This is a genomic window from Pseudomonas sp., from assembly GCF_049300855.1.
Classification (GTDB): domain Bacteria; phylum Pseudomonadota; class Gammaproteobacteria; order Pseudomonadales; family Pseudomonadaceae; genus Aquipseudomonas.
In genome coordinates this window covers 1-1,619 of sequence record NZ_JBAQKH010000058.1, presented here as the reverse complement: position 1 = coordinate 1,619, position 1,619 = coordinate 1, and the positions used below count along the sequence as shown (strand labels likewise).

Below are 1,619 nucleotides of genomic sequence, written 5' to 3'. Positions count from 1 at the left end.
CCTCAAGGCGCTCAAGGTAACACAGGTGCTACTGGTTCCACTGGACCTCAAGGCGTTCAAGGTAACACAGGTGCTACTGGTTCCACTGGACCTCAAGGCGTTCAAGGTAACACAGGTGCTACCGGACCTCAAGGTGCTCAAGGTAACACGGGTGCGACTGGACCTCAAGGCGTTCAAGGTAACACGGGTGCGACTGGTTCCACCGGACCTCAAGGTGCTCAAGGTAACACGGGTGCGACTGGACCTCAAGGTGTTCAAGGACCAACGGGTGCGACTGGTATAGGAGTTACCGGACCTACTGGACCTAGCTTCCCAGTAGCAACAATCGTTGTAACAAACAACATCCAACAAACAGTAATCCAATTTAATAACTTTATTTTTAGTACTGCAATTAACGTAAACAATATTATCTTTAACGGCACAAATACAGTTACTGTTATTAACGCTGGTATTTATGTAATTAGCGTATCTATTTCTACAACTGCGCCAGGATGCGCTCCACTTGGAGTAGGAATTTCAATTAATGGAGCAGTTGCTACTGACAACTTCTCTTCAAATCTAATAGGCGACTCACTTTCATTTACTACAATCGAAACATTAGCTGCTGGAGCAAACATTTCTGTCCAATCTACGCTTAACGAGATTACGATCCCTGCAACAGGAAACACTAACATTCGTCTTACTGTATTTAGAATCGCTTAAATTTCACTATTTATTGTTTATGGCAAATAAAAAAAGAGCGAGAAGCTCGCTCTTTTTTTATTATGTACAATAATTCATTACTACTCTAATTCAATTGAAACATTTTTTTGTGGTACAAATGTAGAAATTGCATGTTTATAAATAAGCTGTTGCTTACCTTCTGTTTCCAGCAGGACTGTAAAATTATCAAATCCTTTAATTAATCCACGAAGCTGGAAACCATTTAATAAGTACAGCGTAACGAACGTATTCTCTTTACGGAGTTGATTTAAAAACTGATCTTGAATATTGATTGATTGCTTCATGTCGAATCCTCCTCTTTTTCTCTACTTACTATTATTCGACTTTAGTTGTAGCTTTCCTTCTATATATCGTAAAATTTCTGACGTTTTTTCACCATCAGTAACATCGAACCACGTGACATCCATCTTATTACGGAACCACGTTAATTGACGTTTTGCATAACGGCGTGAATTCGTCTTTAATTGTGATACCGCTTCTTCTAAAGATACACGATTCTCAAAATAATCATATATCTCTTTATAACCAATCGCTTGAATGGATTGACAATCTCGCACTCCTCTTTCATGTAAACCTTTTACTTCCTCTAATAAACCTTGTTCAATCATTAGGTTAACACGTAAGTTAATGCGATCGTATAGCATTTCTCGATCCATTGTCAAGCCAATTAATGAAACATCGTACAGTAACTCATTTTCTTGTTTTTCGAGCTGGTTACTCATTTTTTCACCCGTCGTGTGAAAAATTTCTAACGCCCGAATAACACGCCTTACATTATTGGCATGAATACGCTCCGCACTTTCTGGATCTACTTCTTGCAACTTTTTATGTACATATTCCACACCGTGTTCTAATGCTAACTTTTCCATTTGTTCTCGGTATGTAGCGTCCCCAGC

At 39.2% G+C, this 1,619-nt stretch carries 3 protein-coding genes; 1 reads left to right on the top strand and 2 read right to left on the bottom strand.

The window, feature by feature from the left end:
• The coding region (locus WA225_RS27775; RefSeq protein ID WP_422610420.1) for a Gly-Xaa-Xaa repeat protein at positions 1 to 702 on the top strand (702 nt) is incomplete at its 5' end.
• 80 nt (positions 703 to 782) lie between these two features.
• On the opposite strand, the gene hfq is transcribed toward WA225_RS27775, so the two are convergent.
• Together hfq and miaA are read right to left on the bottom strand one after the other, a co-directional pair.
• On the bottom strand, positions 783 to 1,007 hold the full coding sequence (gene hfq, locus WA225_RS27770; RefSeq protein WP_000813896.1) for an RNA chaperone Hfq: 225 nt from the start codon (positions 1,005 to 1,007) through the stop codon (positions 783 to 785).
• A gap of 21 nt (positions 1,008 to 1,028) precedes the next feature.
• Positions 1,029 to 1,619 (bottom strand): tRNA (adenosine(37)-N6)-dimethylallyltransferase MiaA (gene miaA / locus WA225_RS27765; protein WP_422610419.1); only part of this gene is annotated, 591 nt, incomplete at its 5' end.

Coding starts and splice junctions, on each gene's coding strand:
- hfq (WP_000813896.1), bottom strand. CDS start 1,007: ATGAAGCAATCAATCAATATTCAAGATCAGTTTTTAAATCAACTCCGT.